The 23,203-nt window shown below is 58.5% G+C and carries 21 protein-coding genes and 6 tRNA genes; 6 read left to right on the plus strand and 21 right to left on the minus strand.

Going from position 1 to position 23,203, the window contains the following annotated elements; all coding sequences use genetic code 11:
- From rlmH to leuS, 6 genes are read right to left on the minus strand one after another with little or no spacing between them, the layout of a single operon-like run.
- Positions 1-468 (minus strand): 23S rRNA (pseudouridine(1915)-N(3))-methyltransferase RlmH, encoded by a 468-nt coding sequence (gene rlmH, locus EDC28_RS11295; protein ID WP_050660454.1) that lies wholly within the window; start codon positions 466-468, stop codon positions 1-3.
- Positions 468-785 (minus strand): ribosome silencing factor, encoded by a 318-nt coding sequence (gene rsfS / locus EDC28_RS11300; RefSeq protein ID WP_050660455.1) that lies wholly within the window; start codon positions 783-785, stop codon positions 468-470. The genes rlmH and rsfS overlap by 1 nt, the downstream gene beginning before the upstream one ends.
- 36 nt (positions 786-821) lie before the next feature.
- Positions 822-1,454, minus strand: coding sequence for a nicotinate-nucleotide adenylyltransferase (gene nadD / locus EDC28_RS11305; RefSeq protein WP_123421663.1), 633 nt, complete (start codon positions 1,452-1,454; stop codon positions 822-824).
- Positions 1,451-2,479, minus strand: a complete 1,029-nt coding sequence (holA, locus tag EDC28_RS11310; RefSeq protein ID WP_123421664.1) for a DNA polymerase III subunit delta — start codon at positions 2,477-2,479, stop codon at positions 1,451-1,453. The genes nadD and holA overlap by 4 nt, the downstream gene beginning before the upstream one ends.
- Positions 2,479-2,940: an LPS-assembly lipoprotein LptE gene (locus EDC28_RS11315; RefSeq protein WP_050660458.1), complete on the minus strand. Its 462-nt coding sequence runs from the start codon at positions 2,938-2,940 to the stop codon at positions 2,479-2,481. The genes holA and EDC28_RS11315 overlap by 1 nt, the downstream gene beginning before the upstream one ends.
- Before the next feature lie 9 nt (positions 2,941-2,949).
- Positions 2,950-5,526, minus strand: coding sequence for a leucine--tRNA ligase (gene leuS / locus EDC28_RS11320; RefSeq protein WP_123421665.1), 2,577 nt, complete (start codon positions 5,524-5,526; stop codon positions 2,950-2,952).
- Positions 5,527-5,668: 142 nt separating this feature from the next.
- On the opposite strand from leuS, the gene EDC28_RS11325 reads away from it, so the two are divergent.
- Complete coding sequence (locus EDC28_RS11325; RefSeq protein WP_170164102.1) at positions 5,669-6,133, plus strand: zinc ribbon-containing protein; 465 nt, start codon at positions 5,669-5,671, stop codon at positions 6,131-6,133.
- 25 nt (positions 6,134-6,158) lie between these two features.
- Here EDC28_RS11325 and lnt read toward each other — a convergent pair whose 3' ends face one another.
- The 6 genes from lnt to EDC28_RS11360 all read right to left on the minus strand — a co-directional run bounded on the left by lnt (position 6,159) and on the right by EDC28_RS11360 (position 11,981).
- Complete coding sequence (gene lnt, locus EDC28_RS11330; protein ID WP_123421667.1) at positions 6,159-7,637, minus strand: apolipoprotein N-acyltransferase; 1,479 nt, start codon at positions 7,635-7,637, stop codon at positions 6,159-6,161.
- Complete coding sequence (gene corC / locus EDC28_RS11335) at positions 7,634-8,491, minus strand: CNNM family magnesium/cobalt transport protein CorC (RefSeq protein WP_123421668.1); 858 nt, start codon at positions 8,489-8,491, stop codon at positions 7,634-7,636. The genes lnt and corC overlap by 4 nt, the downstream gene beginning before the upstream one ends.
- 18 nt (positions 8,492-8,509) lie before the next feature.
- Positions 8,510-8,974 carry an rRNA maturation RNase YbeY gene (ybeY, locus tag EDC28_RS11340; RefSeq protein ID WP_123421669.1) on the minus strand — a complete coding sequence of 155 codons (465 nt, stop codon included), beginning with the start codon at positions 8,972-8,974 and terminating at the stop codon, positions 8,510-8,512.
- Positions 8,971-9,960, minus strand: a complete 990-nt coding sequence (locus EDC28_RS11345; protein ID WP_123421670.1) for a PhoH family protein — start codon at positions 9,958-9,960, stop codon at positions 8,971-8,973. The genes ybeY and EDC28_RS11345 overlap by 4 nt, the downstream gene beginning before the upstream one ends.
- A gap of 57 nt (positions 9,961-10,017) precedes the next feature.
- Positions 10,018-11,460: a tRNA (N6-isopentenyl adenosine(37)-C2)-methylthiotransferase MiaB gene (gene miaB, locus EDC28_RS11350; RefSeq protein WP_050660465.1), complete on the minus strand. Its 1,443-nt coding sequence runs from the start codon at positions 11,458-11,460 to the stop codon at positions 10,018-10,020.
- A 176-nt stretch (positions 11,461-11,636) separates the two neighbouring features.
- Positions 11,637-11,981 carry a DUF3718 domain-containing protein gene (locus tag EDC28_RS11360; RefSeq protein WP_050660467.1) on the minus strand — a complete coding sequence of 115 codons (345 nt, stop codon included), beginning with the start codon at positions 11,979-11,981 and terminating at the stop codon, positions 11,637-11,639.
- 140 nt (positions 11,982-12,121) lie between these two features.
- Here EDC28_RS11360 and EDC28_RS11365 point away from each other — a divergent pair, with 140 nt between their 5' ends.
- Entirely contained in the window at positions 12,122-13,264 is a 1,143-nt protein-coding gene (locus tag EDC28_RS11365; RefSeq protein ID WP_123421671.1) for an FAD-dependent monooxygenase, read from the plus strand.
- Positions 13,265-13,463: 199 nt separating this feature from the next.
- Here the strand turns inward: EDC28_RS11365 and EDC28_RS11370 are convergent, their stop codons facing one another.
- From EDC28_RS11370 to EDC28_RS11400, 7 genes are all read right to left on the minus strand, one after another.
- Positions 13,464-13,814, minus strand: a complete 351-nt coding sequence (locus EDC28_RS11370; RefSeq protein ID WP_123421672.1) for a gamma-glutamylcyclotransferase family protein — start codon at positions 13,812-13,814, stop codon at positions 13,464-13,466.
- 88 nt (positions 13,815-13,902) lie between these two features.
- Positions 13,903-13,977: transfer RNA gene (locus EDC28_RS11375), tRNA-Gln, on the minus strand.
- Positions 13,978-14,032: 55 nt separating this feature from the next.
- Positions 14,033-14,107, minus strand: a tRNA-Gln gene (locus tag EDC28_RS11380).
- A 9-nt stretch (positions 14,108-14,116) separates the two neighbouring features.
- A tRNA-Met gene (locus EDC28_RS11385) sits at positions 14,117-14,193 on the minus strand.
- Between the two features lie 95 nt (positions 14,194-14,288).
- Positions 14,289-14,363, minus strand: a tRNA-Gln gene (locus EDC28_RS11390).
- Positions 14,364-14,369: 6 nt separating this feature from the next.
- A tRNA-Leu gene (locus EDC28_RS11395) sits at positions 14,370-14,454 on the minus strand.
- 8 nt (positions 14,455-14,462) lie between these two features.
- Positions 14,463-14,539 (minus strand) — tRNA-Met (locus EDC28_RS11400).
- A 269-nt stretch (positions 14,540-14,808) separates the two neighbouring features.
- On the opposite strand from EDC28_RS11400, the gene EDC28_RS11405 reads away from it, so the two are divergent.
- Positions 14,809-16,188: a hypothetical protein gene (locus EDC28_RS11405; RefSeq protein ID WP_123421673.1), complete on the plus strand. Its 1,380-nt coding sequence runs from the start codon at positions 14,809-14,811 to the stop codon at positions 16,186-16,188.
- A 30-nt stretch (positions 16,189-16,218) separates the two neighbouring features.
- On the opposite strand, the gene EDC28_RS11410 is transcribed toward EDC28_RS11405, so the two are convergent.
- Both EDC28_RS11410 and EDC28_RS11415 read right to left on the minus strand, forming a co-directional pair.
- On the minus strand, positions 16,219-17,427 hold the full coding sequence (locus tag EDC28_RS11410; RefSeq protein WP_123421674.1) for a DUF4861 family protein: 1,209 nt from the start codon (positions 17,425-17,427) through the stop codon (positions 16,219-16,221).
- Between the two features lie 49 nt (positions 17,428-17,476).
- Complete coding sequence (locus EDC28_RS11415; RefSeq protein ID WP_050660471.1) at positions 17,477-20,224, minus strand: TonB-dependent receptor; 2,748 nt, start codon at positions 20,222-20,224, stop codon at positions 17,477-17,479.
- Positions 20,225-20,540: 316 nt separating this feature from the next.
- On the opposite strand from EDC28_RS11415, the gene kduD reads away from it, so the two are divergent.
- The 3 genes from kduD (at position 20,541) to EDC28_RS11430 (ending at position 23,201) form a co-directional block, all read left to right on the plus strand.
- Entirely contained in the window at positions 20,541-21,290 is a 750-nt protein-coding gene (gene kduD, locus EDC28_RS11420) for a 2-dehydro-3-deoxy-D-gluconate 5-dehydrogenase KduD (RefSeq protein ID WP_123421675.1), read from the plus strand.
- Positions 21,291-21,303: 13 nt separating this feature from the next.
- Positions 21,304-22,146, plus strand: coding sequence for a 5-dehydro-4-deoxy-D-glucuronate isomerase (gene kduI / locus EDC28_RS11425; RefSeq protein WP_123421676.1), 843 nt, complete (start codon positions 21,304-21,306; stop codon positions 22,144-22,146).
- A gap of 77 nt (positions 22,147-22,223) precedes the next feature.
- Positions 22,224-23,201: a TRAP transporter substrate-binding protein gene (locus EDC28_RS11430; RefSeq protein ID WP_211355738.1), complete on the plus strand. Its 978-nt coding sequence runs from the start codon at positions 22,224-22,226 to the stop codon at positions 23,199-23,201.
- Positions 23,202-23,203 lie beyond the last annotated feature (2 nt).

Consider the following 23,203-nt stretch of genomic DNA (forward strand, 5'->3'; position numbering starts at 1 on the left):
TTACTCTCGGTGGTAGGGGTGGTTGTTGTTGAGGCTCCAGGCCCGGTAAAGGGCCTCGGCCATCACCACCCGCACCAGAGGGTGGGGCAGGGTTAACTTGGAGAGCGACCAGGACTGCTCGGCCGCGGCTTTTACGGCCGGTGCCAGCCCCTCTGGGCCGCCGACCATGATGGCCACGTCCCGGCCGTCAACCTGCCAGCGGGTCCATTGCTCGGCAAGTTGATGGGTATCCCAGGGCTTGCCGGGGATGTCCAGGGTGACAATATGGCAGCCCTGGGCCTGGGCCAGCATCAGCTCGCCTTCCTTATCGAGGATGCGGCTGATATCGGCATTTTTGCCCCTTTTACCGGCCGGCACTTCGATGAGTTCCAGCGGGCAATCGCGGGGGAAACGGCGTTGGTATTCGTTAAAACCTTCGCTCACCCACGAAGGCATCTTTTGACCGACGGCAATGAGTTTGAGCTTCATCAGCCCCAGAGTTTTTCCAGTTGGTAAAAGTCGCGGGTCTGTTCCTGCATCACGTGCAATACCACGTCGCCAAGGTCTACCAGTACCCACTCGCCACCGGCTTTGCCTTCGATGCCCAGCGGCTGCATGCCGGTCTGTTTGGCTTCGGTCACAACGTTCTCGGCAATGGCGTTGACGTGGGTCCGGGAGGTGCCGGAACAGATCACCAGAAATTCGCACACTGACGATTTGCCACGTACATCAAGGGTCTTGATGTCCACGGCTTTCAGGTCGTCGGCCTTATCGACAACAAAATCTTTGAGTTGTTCGCCGTTCATGAAATTACCTGTCAAAAAATTAAGGCGGGGAGTCTATCACGAAGCCTTGTCGGCCCGGTACAGGCCCGATGCCTGAATGTAATCGGCTACCGCTTGGGGCAGCAAAAAATCCAGCCGCTGGCCGTTTTTGGCCCGCGTTCGGATATCCGTGGCCGAGATGGCCAACTCGGTGGTGGTGATGGGCAGGATTTGCCCAGGGCCTGTCACCGGGCCTTCCCCTAAGCGCCAGGAGAGCTGCACGTCCAGGGAGTCGGAGTCGAGGCGATGGCCGGGGCGGCAACATACCGCCAGGGACGCCAGCTCCAGGATGCGCTGCCAGCCGTGCCAGGAGGTAAAAGACAACAAGCTGTCCATACCCATCATGAACAGCAGCGGCCGGCCGGGAAATTCCCGTGCCACGTCTTCAAGGGTATCGACGGTGTAGGAGTCGCCGGGGCGTTTGAGCTCCCGTTCATCCACCACCAACCCCGGCACCGCCTCGACCGCCAGGCGGGTCATGGCCAGGCGCTGCTCGGCGCTCGCCAGCGGCTGGGGCCGGTGCGGCGGCACCTTGTTGGGCAGCAGGTGCAGCGATTCGAGCTCGAAGGTTTCCATCACCTCGATGGCCATGCGCAGGTGGCCAAGGTGGATGGGGTCGAAGGTGCCGCCAAAAAGGCCCAGCGGCTTCATTGCACGTACCCCGGGCGAATAACCGGCAGCGCCGGGCGCTTGCCGGGGAAGAAGGCCAGGGTCAGATCGTTAAGCCCTTGCTCGACGCCGCGCCCGTCCTGGGTTTTAAATTGCTGGTCAAGCCAGGCAAGGTGGCGGCCGATTTGCCGCAGCCGGCCGGCGGATAGCCGTTTGATGGCGGCCAGGTACAGGCTCTTGCGCTGAGGGGGCATGCGCCTTTTGGCAAGCTCTCCTTGCGGGTTGCCGGAGGTAACCAGCGCCAGCAGGGTATCTAGCTCCCGGCCAAGGGCCCACAGCAGCAGCGGTGGCTCGGTGCCTTCTTCCATTACCCGGGTCAGAACCCGCAGCGCCTTGGCGGCGTCGTCGCCCAAGAGGGCGTCGGTCCACTGGAAGAGATCAAAACGGGCGTGGTCCAGCACCGCACCGGTGATGTCGTCTTCGCTCAAGGGCCCTTGGGGATGCAAGAGGGCCAGTTTTTCTACTTCCTGGGCGGCAGCCAGCAGGTTGCCTTCGGTGAAGTGGGCCAGGGCCTGGACCGCCTCCGGGGTGGGTTTAAAGCCGGCATCTTGCAGCTTTCTGGCCAGCCAGCCAGGAAACTCGCGCTCGCCAAGGGGGTAGAGGGGCAGGTAAATACCCTGCTCGCTCATGGTTTTAAACCAGGGGGCGTTGGTGATGCCTTTTTCGGCGCGGGGGCCGCGCAGCACCAGCAACAGATCGGGATTGGGGTGTTGGGTCAGTTCCTGCAGCACCGCTTTACCGGACTCGTCCGGTTTTTGCTGCAGGTTTATCTCAATGATGCGTTTGGAGGCGAACAGCGACAGGCTCTGGTATTCCTCACGGATAACCGCCCAGTCAAAGCCGCCTTCCACGGTAAAACTCAAGCGTTCTTCCACGCCCCAGCGCTGGCCATGGCGCCGTATTTTGTCGAGGGCTTCTTCCACCAGAAAGGCGTCGTCCCCAAACACCAGCACCCACAGGGGCTGGCGTTTGAGGGCGTCATTCAATTGCTGGGGGCGAACCTGCATCAGCCCTGGGCCAGTTGGCGTACCAGGCGGTCCGCCGCTTCTTTGCGCATTTCGTCAACCAGCAGTTCCCGTTCCTTGTCCTTGGCGAGGATCTTGGTGGGGTCGTCCTGGTAGTCGCGGCGCACTTCGATGGTGAGATCCCGCGGATCTTTGTCCTTCTCGATGATCTGCCAGGTGAGGGTGTAGACCAGCTCGTATTCCGCCACCTGGCCGGTGCTGAACAGACTCAGGGTCTGGCGGTCCAGGTGGTCGGCCACCAGGTGGATCTCCGGGCCATTGCCGCCAATGAGGTTAACCCCACTGGCGGTCAAGCTCTTGGTAACCGCCTTGGTGATGCTGGCGTAGGGGTCAAAACTGGTGAGGTTCACCGTTTTGAAGCTGCTCGGCATCTCATAGCTGCCCTGGAGGTGAAAACCGCAACCTCCGAGCAGCAACAGGGTGGCAAAGACAAGCCAGCGCATATCCATTCCTTAGTTGGCGACGATATTAACCAGTTTACCAGGCACGACGATGACCTTACGGACCGTTACCCCGTCGAGGAAACGTTTGACGTTGTCGTCGGCCATGGCCATGGCTTCGAGGTCAGCTTTGCTGATGTCGGCAGGCACCGTGACCTTGCCACGCACCTTGCCGTTTACCTGTAGCACGATGAGCTTTTCGTCTTCCACCAGGGCGTCCTGGTCGGCTACCGGGAAGCTGGCATCGCAAATATCGCCCTGGCCGCCCAGCGCCTGGTAAAGGGCAGTGGTGACGTGGGGGATGATGGGATGCAGCAGCAAGGTCATGCTCATCAGCGCTTCTTGCAGCAAGGCGCGGTCCTGCTCGGACTCCTGCGGAGCGCGGGCCAGCTTGTTCAGAAGCTCCATCACCGCAGCAATGGCGGTGTTGAAGGTCTGGCGGCGGCCAAGGTCATCGTCCACTTTGGCGATGGTCTTGTGCAGCTCGCGGCGAAGGGCCTTTTGGTCGGCGTTGAGGGCCGCGACATCAAGCTGACTGACGGCACCTTTGGAAAGGTGCTCAAAGGCCAGCTTCCAGACCCGCTTGATAAAGCGGTTGGCCCCTTCAACGCCGGACTCAATCCACTCCAGGGTCAGCTCCGGAGGCGCGGCAAACATCATAAAGAGGCGCACGGTGTCGGCGCCGTAACGCTCCACCATCACCTGCGGGTCGATGCCGTTGTTCTTGGACTTGGACATCTTCGACATGCCGTCGTAGATCACCTCACGGCCGGTGTTGTCGGTGGCCTTGATGATGCGGCCTTTCTCGTCGCGCTCAACGGTCACATCCAGCGGTGATACCCACTCGCGGCCGCCTTTGTCGTTGACGTAGTAAAAGGCATCGGCCAGTACCATGCCTTGGCACAACAGGCGCTTGAAGGGCTCGTCGGAGTTCACCAGGCCTTCGTCGCGCAGCAGCTTGTGGTAGAAGCGCGAGTACAACAAGTGCATCACCGCGTGCTCGATGCCGCCCACGTACTGGTCGGCCGGCAGCCAGTAGTTGGCTTTGGTCGGGTCCAGCATGGCGTCGTCGGTGTGGGCACTGGCGTAGCGGGCGTAGTACCAGCTTGACTCCATAAAGGTGTCGAAGGTGTCGGTTTCAAATTCCGCGCTCTGGCCGTTATAGGTGGTTTTACGCCACTCGGGGTCGGCCTTGATGGGGCTGGTAATGCCGTCCATCACCACGTCTTCTGGCAGGCGCACCGGCAATTGATCTTGTGGTACCGGCACTGTGGTGCCGTCTTCCAGGGTCAGCATGGGGATAGGGGCGCCCCAGTAACGCTGGCGAGACACGCCCCAGTCGCGCAGGCGATAGTTAACCTTGCGCTTGCCGCAGCCAAGGGCCTCGAGCTTGTTGGCGATGGCGTCAAAGGCGCCCTGGAAGGCCAGGCCGTCAAACTCACCAGAGTTGATTAAGGTGCCGTCTTTGCCGGTCAGGGCCGCTTCTTTGATGTCACCTTCAGCAAAAGCAATCACTTGCTTGATGTCGAGGCCGTATTTGCTGGCAAACTCGTAATCGCGCTGGTCATGGGCCGGTACCGCCATTACGGCGCCGGTGCCGTAATCCATCAGCACGAAGTTGGCGACCCAAATCGGCACTTCTTCGCCGGTTAAGGGGTGGATGGCCTTAAGGCCGGTGTCCATGCCCTTTTTCTCCATGGTGGCCATGTCGGCTTCGGCCACCTTGGTGTTTTTGCACTCTTCGATAAAGTCGGCCAGCTCCGGAAAGTTGGCGGCGGCTTTGTCGGCCAGGGGGTGACCGGCGGCAATGCCCACGTAGGTCACGCCCATCAGGGTGTCGGGGCGGGTGGTGTACACATCCAGGGTGCCGGTTTCGCCTTTGACGGCAAAGCTCAGCTCCACACCCTCGGAGCGGCCAATCCAGTGGGCCTGCATGGACTTAACGGTCTCGGGCCAGCCTTCGAGGGTCTCAAGGTCGTTGAGCAGCTCTTCGGCGTAGTCGGTTATCTTCACGAACCACTGGGGAATTTGCTTTTGTTCCACCAGGGCGCCGGAGCGCCAGCCGCGGCCGTCAACCACCTGCTCGTTAGCCAGCACGGTTTGGTCGACCGGGTCCCAGTTGACGGTGGCCATCTTCTTGTAGACCAGGCCTTTTTCAAACAGCTTGGTGAAGAACCACTGCTCCCAGCGATAGTACTCGGGGGTACAGGTGGTCACTTCCCGGGTCCAGTCGTAGCCAAAGCCCAGGGTTTTGAGCTGGCCTTTCATGTAGGCGATGTTTTCGTAGGTCCACTTGGCCGGGGCGCTTTTGTTTTTTACCGCGGCGTTTTCCGCTGGCAGGCCGAAGGCGTCCCAACCCATGGGTTGCAGCACGTTCTTGCCCTGCATGCGCTGGTAACGGGAGATCACGTCGCCAAGGGTGTAGTTACGCACGTGGCCCATATGGAGGCGGCCGGACGGGTAGGGGAACATGGAAAGGCAGTAGAACTTTTCCTTGGCCGGATCTTCGTTAACCACGAAGGTGTTGTTCTCTTCCCAGTGGCGCTGCACCTGGGGCTCGATAGCGCTGTGATCGTATTGTTCTTGCATGGGTTACCGCGTCGCGAAAACTAGGCTTGAAAATAATCGCCATAGGATACCTTGCACAAAGGCCCCCCGCCACCCACCCGTGCCCCTTCTTGCAATCTGGGCTAAGGCGGCGTATCACAGAGAAAAAACACGGAGTGAAACCATGGCAGTAAAAGGTTATCAACGCCTGCTCGACGAGCTGAAAAAACGCATTGATGAAGGCAAGGTCGAAGCGCGCTTCGACGCCTTGGTAGAAGAGGCCAAGGGCCTGTTGCACGCCGCCGGCGAAATGACCAAGGACGAGCTGGCGCTGATTGAAGCCAAGCTCAAGGACGATCTATACGCTTTGTCCGAGCACGAAGGGGCGCTGGATGTGGACCCGCGCACCGAAGAGCTGTGGAAGCTCCTTTATGAGGGCGCCGACCAGACGGCTCTTGCCTGGCAGAGCTTTGCCAACGACCTCAAGCACCCCGACGGTTACCGAGCCGAAGACTACATCGGCTTTGGCGCCTTGCGCTGCCAGCGCTGCGGCTTTGTGATGCATTTCTACCACCCTGGGCGCATTCCCCTGTGCCCGCAATGCTCCAATGACCACTTCCAGCGGGAATATCGCCCCGAACAGGAATAACAAAACCGGGCCTTGGCCCGGTTTTTTAATGGAGGCGAAAGCGCCAGGCAATGGCGCCCAGCGGCACCAGCAACCAGCACCACAACAGGCCAAAGCGGGCATAGGGGGTTTGCCCTGTGACCAGCGGCAGCTGGTCGGTGAGGGTGGCGGCCACAAAGCGCGGCAGCTCGCGGCGGATATGGCCCTCGGCATCGATAGTGGCGGTGACCCCGTCGTTGGTGGCCCGCACCATGGGCCGGCCCAGCTCCCGGGCCCGGGTCTGGGCAATTTGCAGGTGTTGCAAGGGGCCGATGGAGTCGCCAAACCAGGCATCGTTGGAGATGGTCATCAGGATATCGGTGTCTTTGTCCACGTTGGCCCGCACTTGCTCGCTAAAGGCCACTTCGTAGCAGATGGCCATGGCGCCGCGGAAGCTGCCCAGTTTGAGGTTGGGCTGGATGTAGGGGCCTTCTGAGAAGTCTGACATCGGCAGGTTGAAAAAGGGCGCCAGGGGCCGCAGCAGATCGCCAAAAGGCACAAACTCGCCGATGGGCAGCAAGTGGTGTTTGACGTAACGGTTGGCATCGCCGTAGTGGTAGTGGCCGTCCAGCACGATGGCGGTGTTGTAGTAGCGCTGGGTGTGGTAGCGGTAATCGATGATGCCGGTCACCAGGTTGTTGTTGCGAAAGGCGGCAATGCTATTGAGCTGGTCGAGAAAGTCCTGCTCGGCTTCTTCCACGTCGGGGATGGCCCCTTCTGGCCACAGCACTAGGTCGGCATCCATATGGGGCCGGGACAGATCCAGGTACTTGTACAGGGTGGGGGCCAGGGCGGAGGGGTCCCATTTCAGGCTCTGGGGAATGTTGCCCTGCACCAGGGCCACGCTCATTTCCTGGCCCCGTTCATGGACCCAGTCTTTGGGCAGCAGCGCGGAAAAGCCGATAAGCCCCAAGGCGGCCAGGGCCCAGGGCTTTTTATAGCGGCCATAGGCCAGCGCCCCGGCGCACAGCACCAACATGAAACCGGCCAGGGCTTCCGAGCCAATGGGCAGGTAATTGCCAAAGGGGGTGTCGAGCTGGCTGACTCCAAGGTTAAGCCAGGGAAAGCCGGTCAGTACCCAGCCGCGCAGCCATTCACTGACCATCCAAAAAATGGGCAGCGCCACCAAGTAGCGGGGCCAGGTCAGCACCGGGAAAAACCGGTTCAAAAGATACCCCACCAGGGCCGGGTAGAGGGCGAGGTAGAGGGCCAGTACCGCCATGATGGCCATGCTGACAACAAGCGGCATGCCGCCATAAGTGGCGATGGCCACATGGACCCAGGCCACCCCGGTGACAAAAAAGCCGAAGCCGAAGTAAAAACCGAGCCAGGCACCCTGGCGCGGGCTTTTGTCCTGCAATTGCCAGAGCCACAGGGGCAGGGTGATCAGCAGCACAAAGGCCATGTGATAGGGGGCGAACGCCATATGGCTGATCGCCCCCAAAACCCAGACCCAAAGCGCCTGGCCTATACCGATTTTTTTCATCCCTGCTCTTCTGGCAGTGTGACCTGGAGCTGGATCAGCCGGCGTTTGTCGGCGCGGGTGACCTTAAATTGCAGGCCGCCCAGCACCACCGACTCGCCCCGGGCCGGCAGGTGGCCAAAGGCATGCATCACCAGGCCGCCGATGGTGTCCACATCCTCGTCGGAGAAGTGGCTGGCGAAATGGTCGTTGAAATCTTCGATGGAGGTGAGCGCCGCCACCGCGAAGGTGCGGTTGGTGAGCTTGCGAATTTCTTCGCCTTCGTCGTCCTCGGCGTCGTATTCGTCTTCGATGTCGCCGACGATCTCCTCGAGGATATCCTCGATGGTCACCAGGCCCGACACGCCGCCGAATTCGTCAACCACAATGGCCATGTGAAAGCGCCCGGAGCGGAATTCTTTGAGCAGCACATCCACACGTTTGGACTCGGGCACAATCACGGCTTCGCGCTTGACCTTGTCCAAATCGAACGCTTCTGCCTGGCCAAAGGCGTATTTCAACAGATCCTTGGCCAGCAAAATGCCTTCGATGTGGTCTTTGTCTTCGTTGATGATGGGAAAGCGGGAGTGGGCCGACTCGATGATGGTGGGCAGAAAATCCTGCACCCCTTGGCTCTTGTCGATGGCCACGATTTGGCTGCGGGGGATCATGATATCCCTGACCCGCAGTTCGGAAACGTCCAGCACGCCTTGCAGCATGTCTTTGGTCTGGACGTCGATAAGCTCGCGTTCGGTGGCACTTTCAATGACCACCATCAGGTCGTCACGGTTCTTGGGCTCATCAGAAAAGAAATGGCTGATACGTTCAAGCCAGCTCTTGGAAGAGCCCTGACTCGAGTGCGGGTTGTCGTCGCTCATAGTCCTTTAAACCAAAATTTAAATGTCGCGGTCGCCGTAAGGGTCCGGGTAGCCAAGGCCCTGAAGAAGCACAATTTCTTTGCCTTCCATCAGCTCCGCATCCTCGTCCTTTATATGGTCATACCCCAGCAAATGCAAGGTGCCATGTATGACAAGATGTGCCCAGTGGGCGGTGGCGTCTTTTTGCTGCTCGGCGGCCTCACGGGCCACCACGCCAGCGCAGATAACCAGGTCCCCCAAAAGTGGCAGCTCGATGCCCTCTGGCACCTCAAAGGGAAAGGACAACACGTTGGTGGCGTAGTCCTTGCCCCGGTAGGTGCTGTTGAGCTCTAGGCCTTCTTCTTCATCGACGATACGCACCGTCAGTTCGGTCTCGTCCCGGCCGCTGTCTTTGAGGGCCTCGGCCACCCACAGCTCGAATTGCTCGAGGCTGGGAATGGCTTTGGCGTCAGAGGCGATTTGCAGATCCAAATCCAGGCTCATGGGCGGGTTTCCTGCTGCTCACGGTCGCGCTTGCGCTCGGCCTTGAGGCGCTCTTGCTGCTGCTCAAAGGCATCGTAGGCGTTGATGATTTTTGACACCACAGGGTGGCGCACTACATCGGCGGACTGGAAGAAGTTAAAGGACAAGTCTTCCACCTCTTGCAGCACCTCGATAGCGTGGCGAAGCCCAGAGCGGGCATTGCGGGGCAAGTCCACCTGGGTGATGTCGCCGGTGATCACCGCCTTGGAATTAAAGCCAATGCGGGTCAGGAACATCTTCATCTGCTCGACGGTGGTGTTCTGGCTTTCATCGAGGATGATAAAGGCGTCGTTCAAGGTGCGCCCGCGCATGTAGGCAAGGGGCGCCACTTCGATGACGTTGCGCTCAATCAGCCGCTCTACCTTCTCAAAACCCAGCATCTCAAAGAGAGCGTCGTAGAGGGGGCGAAGGTAAGGGTCGACCTTCTGGCTCAAATCCCCCGGCAAAAAGCCCAGCTTTTCGCCTGCTTCCACCGCCGGGCGGGTCAAGAGGATGCGGCGAATCTCCTGGCGCTCCAGGGCGTCCACGGCGCAGGCCACCGCCAGGTAGGTCTTGCCGGTACCGGCCGGACCAATGCCGAAGCTGATGTCGTGGTTCAGGATATTCTGGATGTACTGGCCCTGATTGGGGGTACGGGGCTTGATGACGCCGCGCTTGGTCTTGACGAAAATCTCACGGTTTTCATCGAGGCTGCCTTCGGCTTCCAGCACCTGCAGCTCCTGGATGGCCAGGTGCACCACTTGCGGGTCCAGGTCTTGGATTTTGCCTTTAACCGGCGCCGTTTCCACGTACAGATCCCGAAGGAGGTCAGCCACCGCCTTGGCGGTAATGGCGCGGCCTAAAATCTGGAAGTGGTTGTCGCGGTAGTTGATCTCAACGCCCAGGCGGCGCTCAATCTGCTTGAGGTTGTCATCGAAGGGCCCGCACAGGGACGCCAGGCGGTCCATATGGGCGGGCTCGAGATGTACGCTGACAGTCAGTAAAGGGTTAGCCAATGGTTCCTCTTACGCTGTAGGGTCAAAAGTGGCGACGCCCAGGGCGTCGGCCTTGCCGTTACGGGCGTCATATTGCGCCACGATATCGGCCGGGTTTACCGCCACGCGCAGCCCCATGTCGGGCTCGGTGCGGACAATGCGGCCCCGCAGGGAGTGGGGATACACGTCGGTTATCTCCACGTCCACGAAGCTGCCAATAAGATTGGGGTCGCCTTCGAAGTTTACAACCCGCATGTTCTCGGTACGGCCGCGAAGTTCCATCAGGTTCTTCTTGGACGGGCCTTCAACCAGGATGCGCTGCACTGTGCCGAACATCTGGCGGCTGATGTTCATGGCCTGCTGGTTGATGCGTTCTTGCAGCACGTAAAGGCGCTGCTTTTTGGTGTCTTCGGTGACATCGTCGGGGATATCGGCGGCCGGGGTGCCGGGGCGGGCCGAGTAGATAAAGCTAAAGCTCTGGTCAAAGCCCACATCCGCAATCAGCTTCATGGTCTGCTCGAAATCCTCGTCAGACTCGTTGGGGAAGCCGACGATAAAGTCAGAACTCAGGCAGATATCCGGGCGCGCTTCGCGTAAGCGGCGCATCTTCGACTTGTACTCGATGGCGGTGTGGTTGCGCTTCATCAGGTTCAGCACCCGGTCCGAGCCGCTTTGTACCGGCAGGTGCAAGAAGCTCACCACTTCCGGGGTGTCGCGGTACACCTCGATGATGTCGTCGGTAAATTCCACCGGGTGGCTGGTGGTGTAGCGAATGCGGTCAATACCGTCAATGGCCGCCACCAGGCGCAATAGCTCGGCAAAGCTGCCGATGCCGCCGTCGTGGGTGGCGCCGCGAAAGGCGTTGACGTTCTGGCCAAGGAGATTCACTTCCCGCACGCCCTGTTCGGCGAGCTGGGCGATTTCATAAAGCACGTCGTCCACCGGGCGGCTCACTTCCTCGCCGCGGGTGTAGGGCACCACGCAGAACGAGCAGTATTTGGAGCAGCCTTCCATGATGGACACAAAGGCGGTAGGGCCTTCGGCCTTGGGCTCGGGCAGGCGGTCGAACTTCTCAATCTCGGGGAAGGAAATATCAACAACGGCCGACTTGCTGCCGCGCACCTGGTTGATCATCTCCGGCAGGCGGTGCAGGGTCTGGGGCCCGAACACGATGTCCACATAGGGCGCTCGCTCGCGCAGAAATTCCCCTTCCTGGGACGCCACGCAGCCACCGACGCCGATGATGAGGTCGGGGTTGGACTTTTTCAGTTCCTTCCAGCGACCCAACTGGTGGAATACCTTCTCCTGGGCCTTCTCGCGGATGGAGCAGGTATTGAGCAGCAGCACGTCGGCCTCTTCGGGTACTTCGGTGACGCTTAGGTCGTGGGTGCTGCCCAGCAGATCTGCCATTTTGGCGGAATCGTACTCGTTCATCTGGCAACCCCAGGTTTTAATGTGCAACTTCTTGCCCATATGACTCGCTACCTGCAACTTCTAATCGGGATGGAAAATGACCGCGTATTCTACCCTATGCGCCTGGCCGCTACCACAATGCCGGGCCGCTTGTTGGCGACCATCTTGGCAAGTGGGCAACAGACTTTGCTGATCCAGAACAGGCCACCCCCACAGCGGAGGTGGCATGCTGGTACTTAGAAGGACACCGACCAGTCTGTATTGCTGGCGGTTTTGCTGAGGTCTTCGATGGTTACCACGCCCATGCGGCCACGGCTGAAGATCTGGGCTGCGGTGCGGTCGGCGCCTCTATCCATGGCAAAGTTGTAAACGCTTTGGCCGTTGCAGACCAGTTTGTCGGCGACAACCGGGTAGCTCAGGCGATGTTCCTTGAGGGTGCCGCTGAGCACGAAGGGCTTGTTGCTAATGGATGCCTTGCACACTGCTATCAGGGCATTTTCGATTTGGGGGTCCATTGCCGCCAGGGCCGGGGTGGACAACATAACCACGGCAGCCCCGGCGAGAACAAAGGTACGTTTCATGATGCATCTCCACGTTTGCCGGGTGGCAGTGCATTAGACAAAAGAAGGTTGTCTTTTATTCCTTGCGCAAATGTAAGGGTTTTTGTCAGTCCCGCCGGGGCGCTTTGGGTACAATGGCGCCAGCCTAAGAAGGAGCAGTGATGAACGTGGATCTGGTTATCAATGGCGGCGGCATGGTGGGTGCGGCCCTGGCTCTCGCCCTTGGCCGCCAAGGCATGCAAGTGGTACTTATTGAGCAGCAAGCGCCGCGGCTGCCGGCCCAGCTTGACCCAAGGGTCAGCGCCATCAGCGAAGGGGCGGTGCGTTACCTTGAAAGCCTCGGCGTTGCCTTGCCTGCCGCCCATTGCCAGCCCTACCAGCATCTGGCGGTATATGAAGGCGCCCAGCAATGCCTTTTTAGCAGCGATGAAATCGGCTGCGAGCAGTTAGGGGTCTTTATCGAAAATACCCGCCTGCAACAGGCGATTTGGGATGCATTGCCCGCCGCCGTAACGGTAAAACTGGCCCGTGCCAGTACCTTTACTCACCACAGTGATGGGGTCAGCCTGACCTTGGATAATGGTGATGCCATTCATGCACGGCTCGCCATTGCCGCCGACGGCGCCAACTCCTGGCTGCGCGACCAGGCCGGTATTGGCCTGACCGGCTGGGACTATCGCCAGCGCTGCCTGCTGGTGGCGGTAAAAACCCAGGGCCAGATGAGCGATACCACCTGGCAGCAATTTACCCCTACTGGCCCCAAGGCCTGGCTGCCGATGGTCGACAACCAGGCGGTGCTGGCCTGGTACGACAGCCCTGGCGAGATAAAAAGGCTGGCGGCCTTAAGCCCGGCGCAATTGGCCGAAGAGGCCAAAAAGGTATACCCGGCGCAGCTTGGGGAAATCGAGGTGCTGAGCGCCGGCAACTTTGCTCTTACCCGCCGCCATGCCCAGCGTTATGGCCAGAATGGCGTCTGGCTGGTGGGGGACGCCGCCCACACCATTAACCCGCTGGCAGGGCAGGGGGTGAACCTCGGCTTTCGCGATGTGGAAGTACTCGGCCGCCTTATCGGCGCCGCCTTCACCCAGGGCGAGCCCTGGTGGAGTGACAGCCAGCTAAAGGCGTACGAGCGTGCCCGTAAACCCCATAATCTCTTGATGCAAACCATGATGGACGCCTGCTACAAGGGCTTTTCCAACGACAAGCCGCTGCTTGGCAAATTGCGTGGCCTGGCGGTAATGGGCCTTGATTTCCTCCCCCCCCTCAAAAAACAGATCCTGCGCTACGCCGCGGGGCTCAGCTAGAAAGCAAAGCGCTGCTTTGCTGCCATTGTGCGCGACAAGGACGCCGGGAGCGTCCTTGAACATCGCAGGTAACCTGCGATGGCCCGAAGGGGGAGGTTCAGGACGAACCGACTAACACAGGAAGTGCGAAGTGGCATGAGCCGCCAGGGATGGCTTTCAACTTGGGACATCACGGAAGCAAAGCGTCGCTTTCCCTTCCTTAGCCCGCTTGATACTCACTGGCATCGGCATAGATCCAGGCTGTTTGCCCTGACGCCATAACGGCTTCAACACGCCGGTATTCTTCCACCTCGTAAGCGTCAGACTGGGCCAGCTCGCGGTCGGTGAGCAAAAATACGGTGCCGGGTACCTGGTCACTGGCCTTGCCGGTGTATTGGAGAATGGGGTGGATGGCGGTACCGCTTTTGCGGATCACTTCCGGGTCGCGGATGGTGATGCTGGCCAGCACATAACCTGGCAGACTGTCTTTATCGCCTTGCAGCAACCGGCCAAAGGTTTCCTGTTGTACCTGAGGCAGTTGCAGGGTGCCGTAGGAAAAGAGCTTGTGCATGGGGCTGTCCTTGAAAGGGGAAATAGCCCTTAAGATGCTGGCGGAGACAGAAAAAGAAAAGGCCCGCACAAGGCGGGCCTGGATGTAATGGCTGGAGTACCAGGATTCGAACCTGGGAATGGCGGGATCAAAACCCGCTGCCTTACCGCTTGGCGATACTCCAGCAAAACCGTTTTTTCTTTTTATCCGACACCCACCTCGGCAGGCATCAAAATGAATGGCTGGAGTACCAGGATTCGAACCTGGGAATGGCGGGATCAAAACCCGCTGCCTTACCGCTTGGCGATACTCCAGCAAAATCATGGTGGCTATGGCGGGATTCGAACCTGCGACCCCATCATTATGAGTGATGTGCTCTAACCAACTGAGCTACATAGCCACGCTTATTCTTTGGGCTGGCAATTATTCAAAACCCTGAAGGCTTCGTCAACTGCTGCCGTGATACCCGCACTAGAAAGGCCAGTATCAATAAAATGGCTGGAGTACCAGGATTCGAACCTGGGAATGGCGGGATCAAAACCCGCTGCCTTACCGCTTGGCGATACTCCAGCAAAATGGTGCGGAAGGAGAGACTTGAACTCTCACGCCTCGCGGCGCCAGAACCTAAATCTGGTGCGTCTACCAATTTCGCCACTTCCGCATTGTTCATGGTGGCTATGGCGGGATTCGAACCTGCGACCCCATCATTATGAGTGATGTGCTCTAACCAACTGAGCTACATAGCCAACGAGTGAACGGCGCGAATTATGCCGATACCAGAGCATAGCGTCAACGGTTTAACCGCCAGAGTGGAACTGTTTGCCGACTATTTAGGCAAGCGCCCGAAACTTCCCGGTTTAATGGCAACCAAGGCTGGCCTGGCCCCGGCTGGTGAGTGTAAAAACCGGCAAGGCATTTTAATGATTTTGGAATGTTAAGTCGCTAAATGACAAGGACGCGACTTTGGGCCCGCCAGCCTGGCCGGGCAGTTAAGCAGTAAAGAAGACAAGGAATCATGTTAAGGATATTTTCTGTTTCAGTACTGGCAGCGGCCCTGCTGTCAGGGTGTGCCAGCAAGGCTATTGACGGCAAGCCGCACTATCCCAAGAGTCACATCACCGTCAAATACCGCATTCGCCATTTTGATATCGACATCTCCAAGTCATTTGACCGCCTCGGTAAGCGCATGCTGCCCGAAGAGCAGGGCAAGGCGCTGGCCAGGCAGTATCTTGATACGCGCCTTCAAGATGAGGGGTTATTGGCCAGCCAGGACGACCTTAATGTCGTGGATTTAGATATCTTTATTGACTACCACCAGCGTTTTGTGGGGGATAAAACCCCGTTCCCGGTGGACAAAATGGTCAATCCCACCATGCAGTTTTTCACCAAGCATTATCTGGGCGACGAAATGCTGGAGCAGGACATCAGCCCGGTATTCGACCCGCAAAACCTTAATAACTTTATTTCCGGCGTTCCTCTTAATGGCATGTTTACCGACGACTCCAAGCTCGAATACCGTTATCTGAGCGCGACCGTTAACAATGTCATTGAATACATCCAAGCCGATCGTCAGTACGACGCTAACGCCTTTGCTTTTAAAACCAAAGGGTTGGATAAGGCTGCCATTCTTGCCAAGCGCCAGGCCCGCAGTGAACAAGCTAAAGCGGCCGACATCAAGCCGGTGGGGCTTACCTCTGCCGATTACATCCCGGCCGAAATCAACGCGCCTTATATTGCCGGTATTAAAAGTACTGACCGCGATCAGCGCATCGATACCGACAAATCCTTGTTGAAGGTTTGGCTCTACAGCGACGCCCTGTATGGCCTGGTGCAAAAGCAAGTGCTGGACAACTACCAAAGCAGCGACCCGGCGGCTATAGAAGAAGCCACCTGGGCCGCCAAGGCGCTGGCGCTCTCTGGCCTTGAAAAGTACCGCCCGACGGTGCAACTGGTGGCAGACAAGGGCGCGACTGAAGCGCTGCAAAAGTACGCCAAGCGTTATTTGCTACAGATGGATTATCACAGCCGCCTAGCCAAGCAAATTCATGACGTGTCCACCATGGACCCGTCTCTTGATTGGCGTGGCAACCAGCTGTCGAACATGCTGCGCACCGGTGACGACGACCAGCGCATGTATGCCATTAAGGACATTGCCCGCAACTACGGCACCAATCCGTATTTGCTGGCCCAGCTGAGCCATATTCTCGATACTGAAGCCCGTATCAGCCGTTTTCGCTTCCAAAAGCAGGATAATTTCTACGCCTGGATCTGCCGTATCCTCGGTAAATCCGGCAACAAGAGCTACCAACCGCTATTGGAAGACATTGCCGCCCACGGGGTTTACAAAAAGACCCGCAAATACGCCGAGGCGTTTGCCGACAAGTTGGCAGGCTAAAAAAGCCCCCGAAAGGGGGCTTTTTTATGGTCAGTGCCAGTCTACCTGGCTGACTTTCAACGGGCTGGCCAGGCGGGTCAGCTGTTCGGTCAAAAGCGCCTTGAAGTGGGCTTCGTCGCCGCTGCTGGCCTTGGCTGGGTCGGGCCAGTAGCTCATCAGGTAATAATGTAGCGGCTGCTCGGAGGCGGTAAATTGCAGCATATGGTCGTGGTCGCCTTCACTGACCTTGGCCACTTCGCTGGCTTTATAAAAAAGTGCCAGGCCCAGGTTGTCGTCCTTGCCTGATAGGCTTTGCTTGCCCCAGGTGGCCATGTAGTGCCAGTCGCCGCTGCTGCCTTTTAACAGCTCGGTAGCGGGGAGCTTAACCAGGCCTGTGACCAGGTTTTGGGTGGCAGGGCGGGTGCTGACAGTCACCTTGCTGGCGTAGCTGCCGGCATCAATCTGGTAGCGGCTGTCCACATCCAGGGTTTCGTCATTCACCTTCCAGCCCCGGTAATGCACCTTGAAGGCTGAGCGCAGGCCGCCGTCTTTTTCCAACTGGTAGCGGGTGTCTTTAACGTCTTTAAAATGAGCGATGCCTTGGCCGGTGAGGCGGCCAAGGGAGCCAATGCCTAAGGATTTACCCACCTTGAGCACGTCCATGCCCCAGTCGCTCAGGTGGTGATAGCTCTCATAGCCGTCCTGGCCCACGTCTTTTAGCACCATGTCGCTGGTGCGTTTGCCGAACACATCCGAGGCGTTGCGCCAATCGAGATAAAGCCGGTAACCGATTTTGTCGCTCTCCCAGCCCGGCCCCTCGTAGCGCAGGTAAAAGGAGTGGTCGGTCAGTTGTGGCGGGGTCTGGTATTGGTCGGCCTCTTTAAAAGTAAAACCGTCGGCCACGTACTTTTGGCCCTGCCATTTACCGCCCTGGCGCACCGACAGCTCGGCATGGGTACGGGCCATAGGTTTGGCATTGCCCTGGCTGATATTCACCTGTTGCTGGCCATTGGCCGGCACCGTTACCCACAGCAGCAGGGTGTCGGCTTTGCCGTCGCCGTTTTTGTCCTCGGTGTCCACCTCGCCGCTATCGCTTTTGAGCATGGCCGGTAGGTTGTGGCCGGCCAGGGGCACTTCCAGCACCTGAGACAGGGCGGCGGGGTTGGGGTTGTGAATGGTCAGGGTCAGTAGCGGCGCGGCGGCCATGGCCGGGGCTGTGGCCAGGGCCAGCACGGCGAGGGTGAAGGCTTTGCAGTCCATACATCTACTCCATTGATAAAAAAGGGGGGAGCAAGCTCCCCCATGAGGCTTAGAAACTGGCCCTTAGGCCCAGGAAGTATTGCCGGCCGGTGTGCAGCACCTCGTAGGGGCGCTGGGCGTCCCGGTCAACCCAGAAGAAGCTGTACTCATCGGTGAGGTTGATGGCTTCAAGGCTGATGGAGAGGTTGTCGTTGATGTTGTAGAAGGCCGAGAAGTCGAGGTAACCCACGTCTTTAAAGCCGTTGGAATCGTTGCCGTTGTTGCTGGTGGTACCCAGGTTGTTGAGGTACTTGTCCCGGTAGTTGTAGGACAGGCGGGCACCGTAAACATCGGTTTCGTAGTAGAGGGTGGCGTTGTAGCTGATTTTCGACAGCCCGGTGATGGGGGCCGAGTCAAAGACACCGTCTTCTTTTTCGTAGTCGGTCTTGGCATCCACGTAGGTGAAGTTGGTCACCACCCCGAAGTTCTTCAAGAAGCCCGGCAGGAAGCTAAAGGGCTGCTGGTAGATGAACTCGTAACCGAGGATATCAAAGCCGGGAGAGTTCACCGGGTTGGTAAAGGCAAACTGGTCGGTGGCCGGGTTGAAGTAGCTGGTGTCCAGGTTGTACTCGGTGACTTCGCTTGGGGTCAGCAGGCGGCTTGAGTTTTCGGAGCTGATCCACTGCTCGATGTCTTTATAAAAGACACTGGCACCCACCATGCTCTCATCTTCCCCATACCACTCCAGGCCCAAATCAATCTGGTTGGCACGGAATGGCTCAAGCTTGGGGTTGCCGGAGCTGATTTTCTGGTTGACCGAGCTGGGGTTAACGGCGCCTGCCAGGCTGCCAAGGCTGGGGCGGGTAATGGCCTTGGCCATGGAGAAGCGGCCTACCAGCTGGTCGGTCAAATCCAGGGCGAAGTTGGCCGAGGGCAATACGTCGGTGTAGAAGTTTTCAAAGTTGACGAAGGCATCCACGTCACCACCTACATAGGTGTCGGAGGTGGTCTTGGTGCGCTCGACCCGAACCCCGAAGTTATAACGCAGGGTCTTGCCAAAGAGGCTCGATACGTTATCGAACTGGGCATAGGCGTTGTAGATGGTTTCACTGACCCCAAACGAGCGCTGGCCAGAGAGTTCCTGTTCGGTGCCCGGTTGGCCCATGTAGGCGGCCATAAAGGCGCCGTAGTTGGGGGTTAGCCAGTTGCTGGCGTTGGGGAAATAGGTTGGGTCCAGGCCGTCGCCGTAATCGCCAAGGGGCAACAGGTGGGCCATATCGCCGGTGACCGGGTCGCCGTCGAAGTTGTTCTCGCCACTGTTGCGATAGTCCCGAAACTCCATCTCGTATTTGCGATAGCCGGCGCCAAAATGCAGCTTGGCGTCGTCTTTACCCAGGTAGGTGAAGTTGAACTCCGCCACCTTGTTGGAGTTGTCGGTCTTGGTGGAGCGCACCCGCATCAAGTCCACTACGTAATTGTTCGGATCGGTGGTATCAAAGCCCCACACCATGTTGGGCATGTCCATGTTCCTGACCGCCGTGCCGTTGGTGATGTTGTTGACATCGATGTTGCTGGCATAGCTGTAGGAGAAGGTGCTGTCGTTGTTGGCGATACCCACGGTGTTTTGCAGCGGGTTCTTGTAGGTTGAATCGCCATAGCCCAGCAAAATGTTGGCTTTGAAGTCGTCGGTGATCTGCCAATCGGTATTGAAGGTGTACTGGTCAAAGTCGGTTTCCATGCGGTCACGGCGATACTCCGACACCGTGGACACATGCTCGAATTTACCGGCCACAATCTCGTCGCCGTTCAGCACCGCCGCCACCGGCGTTATTTGGGAGGTGTTCTTGGAGAGCGGCGCCGAATATTGGTACTCGTCCCGGTCGTTGTTGAGCTCGGCATGGAGCACGTCCAGGGTCATTTCTACCTTGTCGCTGGGGCGATATTGAAAGGAAGCCGTTACGCCTAAACGCTTTTGCTCGTTCAGCACCCCGGTTGCCCGAGGGAAACGTGGGTAAAAAGAGCCGTTCAGCTCACCATTGGCATTGGCGCCTACCGCCGAAAAATTGTTTTTTTGCCAGCGCACCGTGGTGTGGCCTTCTTCGCGAATGGAACGCTTGGAGTAAGCCACCGACAGCAGGGCGCCCAAGGTGTCGTCGGCAAAGGTGTCAGAGATCAAAAACGAGGCCCGAGGGTCGGTTTTATCCGGCAGCTCAGAGTAAGCGCCCTTGAGCGACAGGGCGGTTTTAAAACCGTCAAAGTCAAAGGGGCGGGCAGTGCGCATGTTAATGGCGCCAGCCAGGCCCACATCGCGAGATGCTTCCGGAGTTTTGTACACGTCCACCTGCTTAAAGAGCTCTGAGGCGAAAATGTTGAAGTCGAAGGCGCGGCTGGTGTTAACACTGCCCGAGGCGTCGGAGCCACCGGTGGCAGCGGCAGAGTCCATGCCGTTGATGGTCACCCGGGTAAAACTGGGGCCAAGGCCTCGCAAGGAGACTTGGCGGCCTTCGCCTGCTTCACGGGTGATGGTAATGCCGGGAATACGCTGCAGGGCTTCGGCAACGTTCAAGTCAGGAAACTTGCCGATATCTTCAGCCATGATGCTTTCTTTGGAGCCCACGGCGGCACGCTTATCCAGCATGGAGCGGTTTAAGCTAGCCCTATACCCTGTAACTTCAATGACTTCCATATCATCTGCTGTCTGCTGGGTACCCTCTTTGGCAGGCTCTTCGGCGGCCATAGCAAGGCTCGCTCCCCCAAAATAAAGACCGGCCACTACCAGGCTGGACGCAATACGATTCAGTTTGAACTTGGGCTGCATTCTTGTTCTCCCCCTAAGTGATGAGTACTGCCCTTGCAGGCCTGGTTTGCTGTAAACGCTTTATATGTGAACCAGGCTGCTTTGTGCTTTGCCACCGGTGGCATCATTTGGTTGACATTCTGGCCTTCGCATGACAAAGCTTAGCTATATGTGTAATTACTGTTACGTAAAGGTCAAAGCCTTACCTTAAGGGAAAGCAGCCAAAAATGAAAAAAGATTCAAATCTGAAATTCCCCGGCTACAGCCCCTTTACCTTGGGTTTTGCATTTAGTTATTTGATTTTTAAAGAAAGATTGGCAGCGGTAGGAGACGCATCATGTTCAGCCTGACAGGAAAACGCGCTTTGGTAACCGGCGCCAGCCGTGGTTTGGGGCAAGCCATGGCACTGGGGTTGGCCGAAAATGGCGCCGAGGTGATCTGTGCCAGCTCACGAGAAGGTGGCTGCGATGACACGGTTGCCAAAATTCGTGCCCTCGGTGGCAAGGCTGTGGCCTTGGCGGCTGACCTGGGTGACAGCGACGCGGTGCGGGCCTTGGCTGACAAGGCCCTGGCCGGTGGCAGGGTTGACGTGCTGGTCAACAACGGCGGCTGCATTTATCGGGAAGACGCCCTGGATCACCCCTTGGCCGAATTTCAAAAGGTGATGCAGGTGAACTTGGAGTCGGCCTTTTTGCTCAGCCAATTGCTGGGGCGGGAGATGGTGGCCAAAGGCAGCGGCAAAATCATCAATATCGCCTCCATGCTCTCATACAGCGGCGGTATCAGGGTGCCGGCCTACACCGCCTCCAAACACGCCATCGCCGGGATCACCAAGGCCCTGGCTAACGAATGGGGGCGCTTTGGGGTGCAGGTCAACGCCATAGCGCCGGGCTATTTTCGCACCGACAACACCCAGGCCCTGCAAGACGACGCGGCGCGCAGCCAGGAAATTGAAAACCGTATTCCCGCTGGCCGCTGGGGCGAGCCGGAAGATTTAAAAGGGGCCGTGGTGTTCCTGGCGTCAAGCGCCAGTGACTACATCAACGGCCAGGTGCTGGCGGTCGACGGCGGCTGGCTGGCCCGATAACAGGAGGTAACCGATGACAACCCATTACGAGGTGCGCTACGCCCTTGGCAAAAATGAGGTCAAGGCCATGGACACCGAGCAGCTGCGCAGCGCCTTTTTGGCCGAGCAGTTGATGGTCGAAGGCGAGGTGAACTGGGTTTACAGCCATTACGAGCGCTTTATGGTAGGGGGCGCCGTGCCCGGCAAAACGCCGCTGGCCCTGGAGGCCATCGACCCGCTAAAAGCGCCTTTTTTCCTCTACCGGCGCGAGCTTGGCATCATCAATGTGGGTGGCCCCGGTCGGGTGGTCGCCGATGGCAGCGCTTTTGAGCTGGATTTTAAAGAGGCGCTTTACCTTGGCACCGGCAACGAAGCGGTGCGCTTTGAAAGCATCGATAGCCAGAACCCGGCGCGTTTTTACCTTAATGCCGCCCCGGCCCATGCCCGTTATCCCAATAAGAAAGTCGGCAAGAGTGACGCCAAGGTGCTGCATCTTGGCAGCAGCGAAACCGCCAACGAGCGCTATATCAATCAGCTCCTTATCAATGGCGTGGTAGAGACCTGCCAGTTGCAGATGGGGCTGACCGAACTGGTTAGCGGCAGCGTCTGGAACACCATGCCGGCCCACCAGCACGACAGGCGCAACGAGGTGTACTTCTACTTCGGCCTGCCACAAGGGCAGGGGGTGTGCCACTTCATGGGCGAGCCCACCGAAACCCGCCATATCTGGGTGAAAAACGAGCAAGCGGTTATTTCGCCGCCCTGGTCCATTCACTGTGGCGCCGGTACCCAGAGTTACAGCTTTATCTGGGGCATGGCCGGTGAAAACCTCAATTACGACGACATGGACAAGTTCCCGGCCGATGTCCTGCGTTAACGGCGCCGGCTTATAACAACAGCACTATCAGCAGCAACGGCAGTCCGGCAGCAGGGACTGCAACAATGGGGAAATTTATGCGAGCCCTTATCGGTAAATTGCTACCGGTGGCATTGGGCCTGATGCTCCTGGGGGGGTGTCATCAGGAATCCAAGGTCACGGTGCTACGAATGGCACACACCCTGGACAGCAAGCACGTGGTGCACCAGTCCATGGAGTACATGGCGCAGCGCCTGGAGCTGTATTCTGGCGGCCAGATGCGCCTGATGATCTACCCCAACGGCCAACTGGGCACCGAGCGCGAGCTGGTGGAGCTCTTGCAAATCGGCAGCCTGGCCATGACCAAGGTCTCGGCCAGTACCCTTGAGGGTTTTGTACCGCAGATGCAGCTCTTTTCCATTCCTTATGTCTTTAAGGACCGCGACCAATTCTGGCGGGTGCTGGACAGCGATATCGGCCAGAACCTGCTGGCCCAGACCCGGCCCGCACACCTGATTGGCCTGGGCTACTACGATGCTGGCAGCCGCAGCTTTTATTCGTCCAAGGGTTTTATCCAGAGCCCGGCCGACATCAAGGGCAAGAAGATCCGGGTACTCAACAGCCCCACCGCCGTGAAGATGATCAACACCATGGGCGGCGCCGCTACCCCCATCGCCTGGGGTGAGCTTTACGCCGCCTTGCAACAAGGGGTGGTGGACGGCGCCGAGAACAACCCGCCCAGCTACTACCTCTCCCACCACTACGAGGTGGCGCCTTATTACAGCCTGGACGAGCACAGCTTCGTGCCGGACGTGATTTTGGCCAGCCAAAAGGTCTGGGACAGCCTCAACCCCCAGCAGCAAAAGTGGCTGCGCCAGGCGGTAGACGACTCCATCGTCTTTGAGAAAAACCTCTGGCAAAAAGCCTCCGACGACGCCATCAAGGCGGTGGAAGCCAAAGGGGTAGAGGTGATTCGCCCGGACAAGGCGCCCTTTATCGCCGCCGTTAAACCCATCCACGACAGCTTCAAGGGCACGGCGGTTGGCCGCCTCCTTGAGCGCATCAAAACCATGTGAGG

The sequence above is a fragment of the Gallaecimonas pentaromativorans genome (assembly GCF_003751625.1).
GTDB lineage: Bacteria > Pseudomonadota > Gammaproteobacteria > Enterobacterales > Gallaecimonadaceae > Gallaecimonas > Gallaecimonas pentaromativorans.